The following is a 14,760-nucleotide window of genomic DNA, read 5'->3' on the forward strand; positions in this document are numbered from 1 at the left end:
TCCATTGCGCGCAGGGTTGCGCGCCCGGGTGCCTGAAGCTCAGTCGAGCGCCAGCACGATGTTGCCGATCACTTGCCCCTGTTCGATCCGCGCGTGCGCGTCGGCGATCTGCGTCAGCGGCAGGCGCTCCGCGATGGGGTGGATCACGTGGCCGGTCGCGAGTAACCGTGTCAGGGTGTCGATCACGGCGCGGCGTTCGGCCTCGTCCAGCGTATAGACGAGGATGATGCGCAGCGTGATGTTGCGGGCAGCCAGGGCGAAAAAGGGCAGTGCAAACTGCGGCGTTCCGCTGCCATAGACGATCCATTCGCCACCCGGACGCACCAGTCCGATGTCCATGACGGCATTGGCGGCCACATCGACTTCGACGATGCGGTCGACGCCCCGGCCGCCGGTCGCGTCGGCCACCTGCGCAGCGACGTCTTCGGTGCGGTAGTCGATCACGCGGTCGGCACCGGCGTCCCGGGCAAGTCCGGCCTTGGCCGCGCTGCTGACGGTCGCGATGACCTGCCGTGCGCCGAGCAGCTTTGCGAACTGCACCGCGTAGTGACCGACCGCACCTGCGCCGCCCGCCACCAGTAACGATTTGCCGGCCACGCCACCAAGCGTCAGCAGGGCGTGCAGTGCCGTGGTCGCCGGAATGCCCAGGCAGGCGCCGGCTTCGCCGCTGATCGCGTCAGCCAGTGCGACCGCCTGTGCCTGCGGCAGCGTGATGAACTGCGCCGCGGTGCCGCAGGCGCGGCCCCACGCGGCGTTCCACAGCCAGACCCGCTCGCCGATGCGCGAAGCACTGACGCCCGGTCCGACCGCGTCGACGATGCCCATGCCGTCGCTGTGCGGGATGATGCGCGGGAAGGGCATGCCGCCCGCCCGCAGGCCGGCGCGCGCCTTGACGTCGGACGGGTTGACGCCGGACCACTGCAGCCTGACCCGCACCTCGCCCGCAGCCGGAACCGGATCGGGCAGCTCCGCGACCTGCAGCACCTGGTGGGCCGGGCCGGTCTGGTCGTAGAAGGCGGCGCGCATGGGACGTGTCCTGTCGGGTGCCGGCGCGTCAGTGACGTTTGCCGGTGAGGTAGGGAAATTCGATGTCCGAGCGGCCGCTGTCGACGAGATCGGCGAGCAGGCGGGCCGAGCCGCAGGCCAGCGTCCAGCCGAGCGAGCCGTGACCGGTGTTGTACCAGAGCCCCGGTATGCGGCTGCGGCCGATCAGCGGCACATTGCCCGGCGTGCATGGGCGCAGTCCGGCCCACGCCTGCGCGGCATCGATATCGCCGGCATCCGGACACAGCGTGCGGGTCAGTCCGGTCAGCAGCCGCACCCGTTCGTCGTCCACGGTGACGGTGTGGCCGCCCAACTCGGCCAGACCCGCCACGCGGATGGTGTCGCCGAGACGGGACATCACGATGCGGTGCTCTTCATCGGTGATGCTGACGTGCGGTGCATTCGGACCGGCCGGAAAGGTGATCGAATAGCCCTTGATCGGATACAGCGCCGGGCGCGGGCCGTGCTGTTCGACCAGCGCGCGCGTGTGGGTGCCCAGCGAACACACGATCTGGTCCGCGCACAAAAGCCCGCGCACGCCGCGTGCATCGCGGACGGCCACGCCGCGCACCCTGCCTTCGTGCAGGTCGAGGCTGTCCGCCGTGGTTTCGTAGTGGAACACAACACCGGCGTCGGCACAGCGCTGCGCCAGCTGGCGGGTGAACGCGCAGGCGTCGCCCGATTCGTCGTTCGGCGCAAACAGGCCGCCGATCAGGTTGCGGGTGGTCGACGCGAGCGCCGGTTCGATGTCGATGCAGCGCGCGGCATCGCAGACGTCGATCCGGATGCCGTGCTTGTGCAGGATGCGCGAACGCTGCTGCGCCCGGGCCAGTTCCGTGCGGTTGAAGAACACATGCAGGATGCCGCTTTCGGCGTGCACGTAGTCCAGCTGCTGGGTACGCCGCAGCAGGCCGAGTTCGACCTGGCTGCGGATGGCCAGCCGAGCGAGTGCATCGGTGTTGGCCCGCACGCGTCCGGGGCGGCATTGCAGCAGGAACGCCGCCATCCAGCGCCACTGGCGGTGGTTGACAGTGGGCGAGAAGCGCACGGGTGCGGTCGAGCGACCCATGCCGCGCAGACCGATGCCGGGCGCCTGCGGGGTGGCCCAGGGGCCGGCGTGGCTGACCGAAATCTGGCCGCCGTTGGCGAAGCTTGTTTCCATGGCCGGCTGGCTCTGGCGGTCGACCACGGTGACGGTGTGTCCCGCCTGACGGAGGTACCAGGCGGTGGTGATGCCGACGACGCCGGCACCTAAAACGAGTATGTGCATGCGGATCTGATTCTTGAGGACGCCATCAGGACCGCTGGAGCCGTCTGCAGGTTCCTTGTGTGAGCACCGATCCGGTACCGGAAACATGGTCGAAACGGCAGCCTGCGTGAAATCCTGCGAGGCGTTTCATGGTGCTGTGCACGATAATCGATTTTCTCACCCTACGGAGCCGTACCCCATGTCCCGCATCACCCTCAGCCAGTTCCTGATCCAGCAGCAACGCGACGGCGAGCGCATCAGCGCCGAGTTGCGCTTTCTGGTCGAGGTGGTCGCGCGCGCAGTCAAGGCGATCGGCAACGCGGTGGGCAAGGGCGGACTGACCAATTCGCTCGGAGAAGCCGGCGGCGAGAACGTGCAGGGCGAGGTGCAGAAGAAACTGGATGTGATCGCCAACGAAATCCTGCTTGAGGCGAACGAGTGGGGCGGCCACCTTGCGGCGATGGCGTCGGAGGAGATGGATGCGCCGCACCAGATTCCGAACCGCTACCCCAAGGGCGAGTACCTGTTGCTGTTCGATCCGCTCGACGGCTCGTCGAACATCGATGTGAACATTTCGACCGGCACCATCTTTTCGGTGCTGCGCTGCCCGGACTTTGCCAACGGCGGCGCTGCGCCGGTGGATGAAAGCGCCTTCCTGCAACCCGGTACGCGCCAGCGGGTGGCGGGTTATGCGGTGTACGGTTCGGCGACCCAGCTGGTGCTGACGCTGGGCGAAGGCGTGCACGCATTCACGCTGGATCGCGAAACCGGCAGTTTCGTCATGACCACCGCCCACATGCGCATTCCGGACGATACGAAGGAGTACGCGATCAACGCGTCGAATGCGCGGTCGTGGGAAGCACCGGTGAAGCGCTACATCGACGAGCTGATCGCCGGCAAAACCGGTCCGCGCGGCAAGGATTACAACATGCGCTGGGTCGGGTCGATGGTGGCCGACGTGCATCGCATCCTGACCCGCGGCGGCATTTTCCTGTACCCGAAGGACACGAAGGACCCGACCAAGCCGGGCAAGCTGCGCCTGATGTATGAAGCCAACCCGATGGCGATGCTGATCGAACAGGCCGGCGGCGCGGCGACTACCGGCTATCAGCGCATCCTGGACGTGCAGCCCGAAAAACTGCATCAGCGGGTGCCGGTCATCCTGGGTTCGAAGAACGAAGTCGAGCGCGTGCTCGGTTATCACTCGGCCTGAAGTGCGGCCTGAATGGCGGCCTGAGGTTGCCCGGCGGCAAGCCGCTTGAGCATGCCGGCGGCCGCGACGCGGCCGCTCGCCATGCTGGCGGTCAGCAGATAGCCGCCGGTCGGCGCCTCCCAATCGAGCATTTCTCCGGCACAGAACACACCGGGCAGCGCCTGGAGCATCAGGTCGGCATCGAGCGACTCCAGCGTCACGCCGCCCGCAGTGCTGATGGCTTCGGCCACCGGCCGCGTGGCGGTGAGGCGCAGCGGCAGGGCTTTGAGCGTCGCGGCGATGCGCGCCGGATCGGTCAGTGCCGTCTTGTCGAGTATCTCGAACAACAATCCGGCTTTTGCCCCGCTGATGCCCAGTCGCCCGGCAAGATGCGACGACAGTGAGCGCGCGCCGCGCGGGTGGGCGGCTTCGGCCAGCACGCGCGCCGGGTCGTGGGCCGGCAGCAGATCGAGTGAGAGTTCGACGAAGCCGTCGACCTCGAGCCGCTCGCGCAGCGCGGCCGACAGCGCATAGATCAGGCTGCCTTCCAGACCACTCGCGCTGATCAGGCATTCACCGCTGCGCGATACAAACCGGCCCGTCGCGTCGGTGAAGCCGATGCGCACATTCTTCAGTGGCACCCCGGCATGCCGCTGCGCGAAATGGGGGCTCCATGCAACGTCGAAGCCACAGTTGGCCGCGCGCAGCGGCGACACCGCGACGCCGCGGCTTTCGAGCAGCGTCGTCCAGCGGCCATCCGAACCCAGTTGCGGCCAGCTCGCCCCACCCAGTGCAAGCAGGGTGACCGCAGCCGGTCTGGCGACATCGACGTCCGGCGCGTGAAAGCACAGCCGACCCTCGTCGTCCCAGCCGGTCCAGCGGTGATGCATGTGGAAGCGCACGCCGGCCGCGCGCAGTCGCACCAGCCAGGCGCGCAGCAGCGGCGCCGCCTTCATGTCGCGCGGAAAGACGCGGCCGGATGATCCGATGAAGGTGTCGACGCCCAGCCCGTGCGACCAGGCGCGAAGGGCGTCGGCGTCGAAGCCGGCCAGCCAGCGCGCGACCTCGTCGCTGCGCTCGCGGAAGCGTCCGGTGAATTGCGGCAGGGCTTCGCTGTGCGTGAGGTTGAGCCCGCCCTTGCCGGCCAGCAGGAACTTGCGCCCGACCGAGGCCTTGCCATCGAACAGGTCGACCCGGATGCCGGCGGACGACAGCACTTCTGCGGCCATCAGGCCGGCCGGGCCCCCGCCGACGATGGCGACATCCAGCGCCGGCGACAGACTGGCGTGCATCAGTTGGCGGACTGGATGAGGCGCATCTCGTTGCTGTCGGCGCGCAGCTTGTACGGGCTGGGCGGCACGACCGGTTCAGGCGGTGTGGCGAGGCGCTTCAGCGCTTCGTAGCGATCGCTCACCCGCGGCACATAGGCGCGTGTTTCCGCGTAGGGCGGCATGCCGCCAAACCGGCGGACCGCACCGGCACCGGCGTTGTAGGCCGACAGGGCCAGTTCGACGTCGCCGAAGTGATCAAGCAGGTCGCGCAGGTGACGTGCGCTGGCACGCAGGTTGTCGACCGGTTTGAGCGCGTCGGTCACGCCATAGGCCCGTGCGGTCTCCGGCATCATCTGCGCCAGACCGAGCGCGCCCTTCGGCGATACGGCGTGCGGGTTGTAGGCGGATTCCGCCTGCACGACCGCATGCAGCAGTTCGGGATCGATGCCGCCTGCCACCGCCGCCTGTTCGATCTGTGCGGCGAACGGCAGCCCGCTCAAGGCCTGCCGCCTGGCTTCCCGTTTCTCCACCTCACTGATCCGCAACTGTTCCGGCTGAAGCAGGCGATAGGTCGTGCCGTCGCCCAGCCTGAGCTGATATTCCGAGCCGTTGGCCAGCGCCAGCAGCGGCAGACCGGCAAGCAGCAGCACGAACCATCCGCGCGTCATGGACGGAGGCCCCGGGCGACGATGTACCGGGCCAGCAGCACGGCAAGAATGATGCCGACGCCATTCGCAAGCAGGTCGGCCAACTCGGCTTCGCGACCGGGCAGGGCGAGCTGGCGCCATTCGTCATACAGCGCGATCGCGAATGCGAAGACGGCACAGCTGTAGAGCCAGCGCTGACCGAGTGCGAGCCAGAGCGAAAAGGCGATGGTGCCGAAGGTGACCATGTGGGCCAGCTTGTCCCATGGGCTGGGGATCAGCCCGACCGCCAGTTCGGTTTCGCCCAGTCTGACCAGGCTGGCAATCATCACCGTGGCGACCAGCATCGCAAGCCACTGGACGACCGGCGGGCGCTTCACGGCCTCAGTACGCATTGCGATCCTTGAACACCACCGCAACGGTTTTGACGATGATCCACAGGTCAAGGCCGATCGACCAGTTGCGCAGGTATTCCAGGTCGAATTCGATGCGCTTCTGCATCTTGTCCACCGTTTCGGTTTCGCCGCGATAGCCATTGACCTGTGCCCAGCCGGTGATGCCCGGCTTGACCTTGTGCCGGACCATATAGCCCTTGATCAGCTTGCGATAGGTTTCGTTGTGCGCCACGGCGTGCGGTCGCGGACCGACGATGCTCATCCGCCCCTGCACCACATTGATGAACTGCGGCAGTTCGTCGAGCGACGTGCGGCGCAGGAAGCCGCCGAAGGGCGTGATGCGCTGATCGTTCCGGGTGGCCTGCTTCACCACCGCGCCGTCGTCCTGCACCGTCATCGAGCGAAACTTGTAGACGACGATTTCCCGGCCGTCGAGACCGTAGCGGCGCTGCCGGAACAGCACCGGTCCGGGTGAAGTCACCTTCACGCCGATGGCGATCGCCAGCAGCAGCGGCGAAATGAGCAGCAGGATCAGGCACGAAAGCACCACGTCGCTGCTGCGCTTGACGAGGCCGTTGATGCCGGTGAACGGCGTGTCGCAGACCGCCACGACCGGCACGCCGGCAACGTAGTCCATGCGGCCCTGGATCAGGTCGGTCAGGAAAATATCCGGTGCGAAGAACACGCTGGCCGTGGTGTCCTTCAGATCGTCGAGCAGCGCGAGGATGCGCGGCTGGCTGGCCATCGGCAGCGCCAGATAGATCTGGTCGATGCGATGCGTCTTCACATAGGCGGCGAGTTCGCTCAACCGCCCGAGCAGCGGATGCCCGTTGAGTTGCGTGATGCGCTCCCTCGACCGGTCATCGAAGTAGCCGAGACAATGAATGCCGAGGAAGGGGTTGAAGGCAAACTGTTCAGCCAGCTGAACGCCGATGTCGTTGCAGCCGACGATGATGACCCGGGTCTGGTTCTCCACCTGCGCGGCAGACCGCTTCAGGTAGGCCCGTGCGGTGAAGTGCGCCACCAGCTGGGTCGCCGGCGCGGCCACGAGCCACGCCAGCACGACGTCGATCGGAAAGTTCTCGATGTACTGGCTCGCGTAACCGAAGAACAGCAGGATGAACGCAATGAGCATCCAGTTGATCACGCACTGCCGGACAACGCGACGCGGCCGCATGCTGAGCAGCGACGAGCCCGGGAAGGACAGCGAGAACACCACCAGGGACAGCACGACGTAGCGCGCGTCGACGGTGTCGCCGAAGTAAAGGGCACATGCAATCAGCGAAAGGATGAGCGACAGCGGGTCGAGGAACATCTCGACCATTCCGGGAAGACTTAGCGGTGCCCGCAATACGGAAGTGTTACGCTCAAACTTGGCGAGCATTGAGATTGAAACCGATGTATTCAAACTTGGGAAAATCTTGGGGAGATGCGTCGCCGTAGAATAGCGGACCGCGGTTATACGATTTTTACGATTTACGCGTTGGCAAGGAAAGCGTCACAGTCTGCGGCCATACTATTTTAGTGCAATGAACAATAACTTCTCGCTTCTTCCGCGCTCGCTGCAGTGCCTGCTGATGCTGATCACCCCGTTTTCCGCGCTTGCCGGGGAGGGTGACGTATTCAGCCTCGTGACGTCCGGTGCCTGGCAGTATCAGGACAACGTGTTCTATCTGCCCGACGGACTGGAGCCGACGTCTTTCGGTCCGAACACGCCACGCGGCGACCACAGCTGGACCGCCACGCTCGGCTTTACGGCCGACAAGATGGTGGGGCGACAGCGACTGACCGCGAGCGCTTCGCAGTCGGCCGTGCGCTACAACGATTTGACGCTGCTCGACTACGAGGGCCAGAACATCGCCGCTGGCTGGCAGATGCAGATCGGCAGCGACTTCTCGGGCAACCTCCGTTACACCAACCGCAAATACCTCGGCGGATTCGGCGACTTCAGATCGACCGTGCTGGCCAAGAACATCATTGATGCGGAAAGCCTGCGCTTCGATGGCGCCTACAAGATCGATGCCTACTGGTCGCTGTTCGGTGGCGTGAGCAAGGACACCCAGCGCAACAGTACGGAAATCCGGCGCCGCAACGATTTCGACATCGAACGGCTGGAAGCCGGTGTGCGCTACACGACGCGTGGCGGCACGCAGTTCGAACTGCTCGGACGGCGCAGCGATGGTGACTATCCGCAGCGCCTGCCGATCCTGAACCAGACCAATTCCTACAAGCAGAAGGACATCGAGGCGCGCGTGCGCTGGCAACCGGTCGGTCACTCGCGATTGTCGGGCGCCATCGGCCAGTCGAAGCGGGAGCACGAGAACGTGCCGCAGCGCGACTACGACGATGTTTACGGCCGGGTCGGCTGGGAATGGCAGCCGACCGGACACACCGCCGTGAACTTCCAGGCCGAACGGCAGATTTCGGCGCTGGATGACAATTTTTCCAGCTATTTCCGCACCACGACCTACACCGTTGCGCCGGTGTGGCAGGCCACCGGCAAGATCCGCGTCGATGGCCGTGCACAGTGGGTGGCACGACAAGGTGAGGGCGACACATTTTTCACCGCGCTGGGGTTTGACGGCTCGCCGCGTCAGGAGGATCTGACCACCTACAGTCTCGGCGCAACGTGGGCGATCGAGCGCAACCTGTCGGCCAATGTCGAGGTGCGCCGCGACGAGCGCGAATCGAACAACCAGTTCTTCCAGTACCGCGTGCGCAGCGTGTCCGCGTCGCTGCAGTACGTGTTCTGAACGTCCTTCAGTAGCGCAGCAGCGCGCGCGCGTCCCAGCCCCGTGTGGCGAGCCGCGCCGTGCCTCCGAGATCGGGCAGGTCGATCAGGAAGCGGAAGCCGGCGACTTCGCCGCCCGCCAGGCCAATCAATTCACCGCAGGCCAGCGCGGTCCCGCCGGTGGCGATCAGGTCGTCGATCACCAGTACCCGGGCGCCCGGCTTCACTGCGCCGACCTGCATTTCCAGCCGGTCGCTGCCATATTCCAGCGCGTAATCGATGCCGTGGTTCGGACCCGGGAGTTTCCCGGGCTTGCGCACCGGCAGCAGACCGCAACCGAGTCGCTGCGCGACGGCCCCGCCGAGCAGGAATCCTCTTGCTTCGATCGCGGCAACCAGATCGATGCTGTGCGGTGCGATGTCTTCGGCCAGCGCTTCGATCGCCCGCGCGAAGCCGTGCGCATCGGCCAGCAGCGGCATCACGTCCCGGAACTGTATGCCGGGCGACGGAAAGTCCGGAATGGTGCGGATCAGCGCCTGCAGGTGGCGTGCGTCGTCGAGGTTCATCGGGTCGGTTCCTTTGCCGGTGGCAGATCGAGGCGGGCGCGGCGCTCGTCGCGCGGCAATGCGGCCAGCGCGCGCAGGCTTGCCCAGACGGCAGGCAGGTCGGGAGAGGTGTCGATCAACCGCGTGAAGGCGGGCTTGGCTGCGCTGTACAGGCCGATCGACGCAAGGGTGGCGTTGTTGATGTCCTGCGCGAACCAGCGGTCATAGCCGCGAAAGCCACCCCAGTCCTGGTCGCGCACGCGGGCGTATTCGTCGCCGAGCGCGCCGATCAGGCGCGCCTTTTCTTGCCGCTTGTCGGCGTCGCTCGACGATGACCGATAGACCTCATCCAGCGCTTCGCGGTACTTCAACACCAATGCGGCGAAATCGGCGCGGATGCGCTGGTTGCGTTCGAAGCCTGCGCGCAGTGCGTCCTTGCCCGGACGCATCAGCCAGCGCCGGACGCCTTCCTCTTCCACCGCACTGGCAAAGGATTCGTTGAACTCGGTATCGTCGCGCACATAGACGATCTGATGCGACAGCTCGTGCACGATGAGCCGCACCAGTTCGATTTCCGGGTAGTGCATGAAGGTGTTCAGCAGCGGATCGTCGAACCAGCCGAGGGTCGAGTACGCCGGCACACCGCCGACATGCACGTCGAGCCCTTCACCGCGGCGTGCCTCGGCATAGGCCCGCGCGTCGGCTTCGCTGAAGAAGCCGCGGTAGCTGACGCAGCCCGCGATGGGGAAGCAGGATTGGGCCGGCTGCACCGACAGCGGATCGGCGGCAAATACGTTCCACACGACGTAGGGCCGACCCAGATCGGCGTAACGACGGTAGCTGCCGTTGTCCGGCAGCGCCATTTCGCGGCTGGCCCAGTCGCGGATCTCGACCGCCAGCGCAAGCCTTTCGCGCAAGGTCTGCGGCGTCGCAGGGTCGGCACCGATCTGTCCGACCGGTCTGGCCAGTCGCCACAGTTCGAACTGTCCGCTGGCGGCCTGCCAGTAGTAGCGCGGCGAGAAACTGCCGTTGCAGCTGACGATCAGCGGCGTCAGGCACAGCAGGAACAGGCGTCGCAAGGTTGACTCAGCCCGGGTCACGGTCACCGGCGAACGGGTCTGCGTAGGCGGGTACCGGCACCGGTGTGGTGTCGGCCGGACTCATGTCGAGATGGACGGGGATCCAGCCGCGTACGCTGTTGATGAACCAAATCTGTTGCGCCCGGGCGAGATCGTCGCGTGTCAGTACCTGCTCACGCAGCACGCCACTGTCCACCAGATCGCGCCTCAGGGTGCCATCGAGCAGGCCGCTGGATACCGGGGGCGTCAGTTGTTCGCCATCGATGTCGAGCACCAGGTTGCCGCGTGTGAACTCGGTCAGTTCACCGGCGTCGTTCCACAGCAGCACATCGAAAGCGGAGCCGGCACAGTGCGAGAAGTGCGCGTCATAGACCGAGCGACGGGTCGTCTTGTGATACAGAAAAGGTTCGGCGCGCGACACGGGTTCGACCGCAAGACGCACGCTGCAGGCACGCGTGTCGGCGCTGCCGGCCGCCGTGCCGTCGAGCCGCACGGCGCCATCGGCGCCATATAGCAGCCGCACGCGGAAGCGCCCTGTCGGGTGGCGCAGCGCGTGGGCTTCGAGTGCTGCGCGGGCCGCATCCGGGGCGTCAAAGCCGAAGAAGCGCGCCGACGAGGCAAGCCGCGACAGGTGTCGTTCCAGCAACGCATACTGGCCATCTTCAAGCAGCAAGGTTTCGAGCAGCTCGAAATCCCGCGCGGCCCGGGACAGAAAACGGCTCTTGGTGCGCACTTCCTCGTACTCGTCGGCCGCCACCGAATCCCAGGTGATGCCGCCGCCCAGACCGCAGCGCATCCGGCCGCTGGCCACGTCCAGCGTGACGGTGCGGATCGCGACGTTGAAGCGGGCGGCGCCGCCCGGCGCGAGATGGCCGATCGCGCCGCAATAGACTTCGCGCGGCGTGGTTTCCAGGTCCGAAATGATGTCCATCGCCTTGAGCTTGGGCGCGCCGGTGATCGAACCGCATGGAAACAGTGCGGCGAACACGTCCTCGATCGTCACGTCAGGGCGCGTGCGTGCGGTGATGGTCGAGGTCATCTGCAGCACGGTCGGGTAGTTCTCGATCGAGAACAGATGCGGCACCTGCACGCCGCCGGGCATCGACAGCCGCGACAGGTCGTTGCGCAGCAGGTCCACGATCATCAGATTTTCGGCGCGGTTCTTTTCCGAGTCACGTAGCCAGCGCGCCAGTTCTGCATCCTCGCGCGGCAACTGGCCGCGCCGTGCCGTGCCTTTCATCGGTCGAGTCGTGAGCACGCCGTCCTGCCAGGAAAAGAACAGTTCGGGCGAGGCGGACAGGATGCGGTGGCTGCCGATGTCTGCATAGGCGCAGAAGTCGGCCTGCTGGGCGACGCGCAGGCGCTCGTAGAAAGCCCGCGCATCGCCCTCGAACGAGGCCAGCGCGCGGATGGTGTAGTTCATCTGGTAGGCGTCGCCGCGCCGGATCGCGGCATGGATGGCCTCGATGCACTGTTCGTAGCGCTCGCGCGGGGTGTCCAGCGTCCACTCGGACACCGAGAAGGCGGCGGGCGCATGGGGCGGGGCATCGAGTGGCGCCTCGTGCAGGCCGAACCACACCAGCGGCAAGCGGTTGCCCGGCAGTACGCGGGCAGCGCGGTCGAATGCCGGGGCGGCCTCGTACGCCACGAAACCCGTCGCATGCAGACCGTCGCGCGCCGCTTGCGCAATCCGCTGCAGCGCCGGCCTGACCGCAGCCGGCGTTTCGGCACGGACGATCTCCACCGGCGGGCCGAACACCAGGCGCCGGGGCAACCGGCTGGGCGACGCGAAATCCAGGATGAAGGTCATGGGCAGGCGGGTGCGTTGGGTCGTTTCAATGTCGGACGTGTCAGATGATGTGGGGGGCGATGTACAGCGCCACGACCCGCTTGCCGATCAGGGTGACGGACCCTTGCCGGCGCCGCGTGCCGTCATCGCTGTACTCGAAGCCATAGGTGCGCTGGATGCGCATCTGCCCGCCGTCGTCGCGTGCCAGCCAGGCCTTGCGGATGGCCACGGTGTCGTCAAGCAGCTGCACACCGTCGGCCTGACAGGCGGCGCGGCTCGCCTCCATGCCGATTTCGCGCGCGCTGAGACTGTCCAGCCACAACCATATCAAGCCACCGATGAGCAGCAGGGCACAAAGTTCAAAAAGCGGCATGGTCGGTCAGGCCCGCAGTGCGGGCTGGCGCGCGACGTAACGCGCGAGTTTGTGGTCGGCCTGCTGCGACAGCCGGGCGGCCAGCTGTTCGGGTGTCAGTCCCGGGTAAAGCCGGCTCAGAACCAGCAACATGCACAACAGTACGTCGGCGGCCTCGCTAATGGCGGCTTCCGGTTCGAGCGTCTTGTGCGGCTTGAAGCCTTGCTCCACCAGGACGGCCTCGGCCAGTTCTCCGCACTCTTCGGTCATTTTGCACAGCAGCATCAGCGGATCCATGCGTTCATGGGCCGCGAAGACCTGCAAGGCGCTGACAAATGATTCGGCTGGAATGGACATGGTGGAACCGGATGCAGGATCAGCGTCGATTCTAGCCTGTGCCGCCATACCCGCCACATCGGCCCGATCGCACACGGCCCGCGACCGGACGTCGAAGCACGCGTGGCCGGCCGGACTTGAAACATTCTGCAAACCCGCATCCGGAGTCCGCTCCATTACGGAAACATTTCACGCAATGGCGCCGTAACACAGCGCGGGTACTGTTAATGCTTGAGGACTTGGGCTATCTTGGCAATCGACCTAAGTGTCACAAATCCGCAACAAATTTTTCGGGGACAACATGTCACACCACGCAGGTCGAGCACTCGTTCTTTCCATTCTGGCGACGGCAATGCTGGCGGCGTGCGGTGGAGAGAGCGGTGACAAGAAGGTCGCGACGCAGGTCGCAGTGAAGGTGAACGGCGGCGAAGTGTCGGTGCATCAGATCAACCAGGTCATGCAGCGCACCAATGTGAGCAGCCCCGAACAGGCGAAGGCAGCGAGCCGTCAGGTACTGGAACGACTGATCGACCAGGAATTGCTCGTCCAGCAGGCGATCGACAAGAAGCTCGATCGCGACCCGAAAACCCTGCAGGCAATCGAAGCGGCAAAGCGCGAAGTGCTGTCGCGCGCTTACCTCGAGCAGGTTTCGGCGGGTGCGCCCAAGCCGACCGAGTCCGATATCAGCGCGTATTACGCCGAACACCCCGAACTGTTCTCCGAACGACGCATCTTCAGCCTGCGCGAGCTTGCGATCCAGGCCGGCCCGGAGTTCATGCCGAAGCTGCAGCAGTACATGGCGGAACCGCGCAACATGCAGCAGGTTGCCGAGTGGCTGCGGTCCGAGAATGTGCGCTTCACGGCCAACGCGGTGACCAAGCCGGCCGAGCAGCTGCCGCTGGAAATGGTCAAGAACATTCACACGCTCAAGGATGGCCAGGTCGGCATCGTGCGTTCCGGCAACACGATACTGCTGCTTGAAGTGGCCGCGTCGCGCAGTGTGCCGGTGGACGAGAAGGCTGCCCAGCCGGTGATCGAACAGTTCCTGTTCAACCAGCGCAAGACCGAACTGGCAAAGGCCGAGGTCAAGAAATTGCGTGAGTCGGGGAAGATCGAGTACCTCGGTGAGTTCAGCGCGCCCGCCGATGTGCCGGCGGCCACCACGGCGCCAGTATCGGCGACCGAACCCGCTCCGGCAGCGTCGCCGGATGCCGGCACCGCGGTGGACAAGGGCTTGTCGGGCCTCAAGTAGGACGTCCTGCCGCGCTTTTCGGCCCTCTTCAGGAGGGCTTCAGTCACCTTCATCACCTGGATATGTCCACCATGACGAAGTTTTTGCGCCTGCTGTGTGCACTCTGGTTCAGCGCACTCCTGCTGCCGATGGCCCATGCGGTCGATGCCCGTGAGTACGCGCTGGGTTCCGGCGACGTGGTCCGCGTGACCGTGTTCCAGAATCCCGATCTCACCGTTGAAACGCGGGTGACCGAAAACGGCAGCATCACCTACCCGCTGATCGGCGCGGTCAATGTCGGTGGCCTGACGCTTCCGGCCACCGAGAAGCTGATCGCCGACAAGCTGCGCGAGGGTGGCTTCGTGCTGAAGCCGCAGGTGAACGTGCTGGTGCTGCAGATCCGCGGCAACCAGGTTTCAGTGCTCGGGCAGGTGAATCGCCCGGGCCGTTACCCGATCGAGATTGCCGGCACCACGGTGACGGACATCCTTGCGATCGCCGGCGGTGCGTCGGTCAATGGTGCAGACGTCGTGACGCTGGTCGGTACGCGCAACGGCGAGCCGTTCCGCAAGGAAATCGACGTGCCTTCACTGTTCCAGCCGGACGGCATGAAATCTGACATCGCAGTGCAGGGCGGCGACATGGTGTATGTGCATCGCGCCCCGGTGTTCTACATCTACGGCGAGGTCAATCGCCCGGGTGCCTATCGTCTGGAGCGCGGCATGTCGGTCATGCAGGCGCTTGCGCAGGGCGGTGGCATCACGTTGCGCGGCACCGACAAGCGCATCCGGCTGCATCGCCGCAACGCTTCGGGTCAGGTTGACACGATGGAACCCGAAATGGCGTTGCCACTGCAAAGTGATGATGTCGTGTATGTGCGCGAAAGCCTTTTCTGATCGGAT

General features: G+C 65.6%; 15 protein-coding genes. 4 read left to right on the forward strand and 11 right to left on the reverse strand.

The genetic code is table 11. The features are described 5' to 3' along the window. Positions 1-39 precede the first annotated feature (39 nt). Positions 40-1,026 (reverse strand): NADPH:quinone reductase, encoded by a 987-nt coding sequence (locus tag ACTIFF_RS09955; protein ID WP_439536686.1) that lies wholly within the window; start codon positions 1,024-1,026, stop codon positions 40-42. A 28-nt stretch (positions 1,027-1,054) separates the two neighbouring features. Beyond that, a complete protein-coding gene (locus ACTIFF_RS09960) occupies positions 1,055-2,314 on the reverse strand; it encodes a D-amino acid dehydrogenase (RefSeq protein ID WP_439536687.1) in 1,260 nt (419 codons plus the stop codon). A gap of 178 nt (positions 2,315-2,492) precedes the next feature. On the opposite strand from ACTIFF_RS09960, the gene ACTIFF_RS09965 reads away from it, so the two are divergent. Continuing rightward, positions 2,493-3,506, forward strand: coding sequence for a class 1 fructose-bisphosphatase (locus ACTIFF_RS09965; protein ID WP_439536688.1), 1,014 nt, complete (start codon positions 2,493-2,495; stop codon positions 3,504-3,506). Here ACTIFF_RS09965 and ACTIFF_RS09970 read toward each other — a convergent pair. Genes ACTIFF_RS09970 through ACTIFF_RS09985 form a run of 4 tightly spaced genes read right to left on the reverse strand, consistent with a single transcriptional unit; the run spans position 3,494 to position 7,119 of the window. Beyond that, positions 3,494-4,777 carry a TIGR03862 family flavoprotein gene (locus ACTIFF_RS09970; protein WP_439536689.1) on the reverse strand — a complete coding sequence of 428 codons (1,284 nt, stop codon included), beginning with the start codon at positions 4,775-4,777 and terminating at the stop codon, positions 3,494-3,496. The genes ACTIFF_RS09965 and ACTIFF_RS09970 overlap by 13 nt on opposite strands. After that, a complete protein-coding gene (locus ACTIFF_RS09975) occupies positions 4,777-5,424 on the reverse strand; it encodes a lytic transglycosylase domain-containing protein (RefSeq protein WP_439536690.1) in 648 nt (215 codons plus the stop codon). Before ACTIFF_RS09975 ends, ACTIFF_RS09970 begins: the two co-directional genes overlap by 1 nt. Beyond that, a complete protein-coding gene (locus ACTIFF_RS09980) occupies positions 5,421-5,795 on the reverse strand; it encodes a VanZ family protein (protein WP_439536691.1) in 375 nt (124 codons plus the stop codon). The genes ACTIFF_RS09975 and ACTIFF_RS09980 overlap by 4 nt, the downstream gene beginning before the upstream one ends. Beyond that, the gene (locus tag ACTIFF_RS09985) at positions 5,785-7,119 is read right to left on the reverse strand and encodes an undecaprenyl-phosphate glucose phosphotransferase (protein WP_439536692.1); all 1,335 of its coding nucleotides are present in this window, start codon (positions 7,117-7,119) and stop codon (positions 5,785-5,787) included. The genes ACTIFF_RS09980 and ACTIFF_RS09985 overlap by 11 nt, the downstream gene beginning before the upstream one ends. A 205-nt stretch (positions 7,120-7,324) precedes the next feature. On the opposite strand from ACTIFF_RS09985, the gene epsL reads away from it, so the two are divergent. Further along, positions 7,325-8,548, forward strand: coding sequence for an XrtB/PEP-CTERM-associated polysaccharide biosynthesis outer membrane protein EpsL (gene epsL / locus ACTIFF_RS09990; protein ID WP_439536693.1), 1,224 nt, complete (start codon positions 7,325-7,327; stop codon positions 8,546-8,548). Positions 8,549-8,555: 7 nt separating this feature from the next. On the opposite strand, the gene ACTIFF_RS09995 is transcribed toward epsL, so the two are convergent. From ACTIFF_RS09995 to ACTIFF_RS10015, 5 genes are read right to left on the reverse strand one after another with little or no spacing between them, the layout of a single operon-like run. Continuing rightward, complete coding sequence (locus ACTIFF_RS09995; RefSeq protein ID WP_439536694.1) at positions 8,556-9,092, reverse strand: adenine phosphoribosyltransferase; 537 nt, start codon at positions 9,090-9,092, stop codon at positions 8,556-8,558. Beyond that, positions 9,089-10,150 (reverse strand): aminopeptidase, encoded by a 1,062-nt coding sequence (locus ACTIFF_RS10000; RefSeq protein ID WP_439536695.1) that lies wholly within the window; start codon positions 10,148-10,150, stop codon positions 9,089-9,091. The genes ACTIFF_RS09995 and ACTIFF_RS10000 overlap by 4 nt, the downstream gene beginning before the upstream one ends. A 7-nt stretch (positions 10,151-10,157) precedes the next feature. Next, entirely contained in the window at positions 10,158-11,960 is a 1,803-nt protein-coding gene (pabB, locus tag ACTIFF_RS10005; RefSeq protein ID WP_439536696.1) for an aminodeoxychorismate synthase component I, read from the reverse strand. 40 nt (positions 11,961-12,000) lie between these two features. After that, complete coding sequence (locus ACTIFF_RS10010) at positions 12,001-12,312, reverse strand: DUF3301 domain-containing protein (RefSeq protein WP_439536697.1); 312 nt, start codon at positions 12,310-12,312, stop codon at positions 12,001-12,003. A 6-nt stretch (positions 12,313-12,318) separates the two neighbouring features. Beyond that, entirely contained in the window at positions 12,319-12,648 is a 330-nt protein-coding gene (locus ACTIFF_RS10015; protein WP_439536698.1) for a hypothetical protein, read from the reverse strand. 280 nt (positions 12,649-12,928) lie between these two features. Here ACTIFF_RS10015 and ACTIFF_RS10020 point away from each other — a divergent pair, with 280 nt between their 5' ends. Next, positions 12,929-13,879, forward strand: a complete 951-nt coding sequence (locus ACTIFF_RS10020; RefSeq protein WP_439536699.1) for an EpsD family peptidyl-prolyl cis-trans isomerase — start codon at positions 12,929-12,931, stop codon at positions 13,877-13,879. Positions 13,880-13,950: 71 nt separating this feature from the next. Next, positions 13,951-14,754, forward strand: coding sequence for a polysaccharide export protein EpsE (gene epsE, locus ACTIFF_RS10025; protein ID WP_439536700.1), 804 nt, complete (start codon positions 13,951-13,953; stop codon positions 14,752-14,754). Positions 14,755-14,760 lie beyond the last annotated feature (6 nt).

Source organism: Methyloversatilis sp. (assembly GCF_051861465.1).
Taxonomy (GTDB): domain Bacteria; phylum Pseudomonadota; class Gammaproteobacteria; order Burkholderiales; family Rhodocyclaceae; genus Methyloversatilis.